Consider the following 277-nt stretch of genomic DNA (forward strand, 5'->3'; position numbering starts at 1 on the left):
ACCGCAAGTGAAAAAAGAAAATGTAGGGAATATAGTGTCACCGCAAGTGAAGAAAGAAAATGTAGGGAATATAATATCGCCGCAAGTGAAGAAAGAAAACGTAGGGAATATAGTATCGCCAAATGTATCGAAAGAAAATGTAGTTATTCCACAAGTCATACCGCCAAATATTCAAATGCCAAATATTCAAATGCCAATTATGGATAACAACCAGCCACCGAATATAATGCCAATTATGGATAACAACCAACCACCGAATATGATGCCAATTATGGAT

1 pseudogene is annotated in these 277 nt (G+C 36.1%); it reads left to right on the forward strand.

Features of this window, described 5'->3' with window-relative positions:
• Positions 1–277: pseudogene (locus IBT51_RS26935) on the forward strand (peptigoglycan-binding protein LysM); the annotation flags it as partial.

Origin of the sequence: Bacillus sp. S71, from assembly GCF_016625265.1 — a bacterium.
Taxonomy (GTDB): domain Bacteria; phylum Bacillota; class Bacilli; order Bacillales; family Bacillaceae_G; genus Bacillus_A; species Bacillus_A cereus.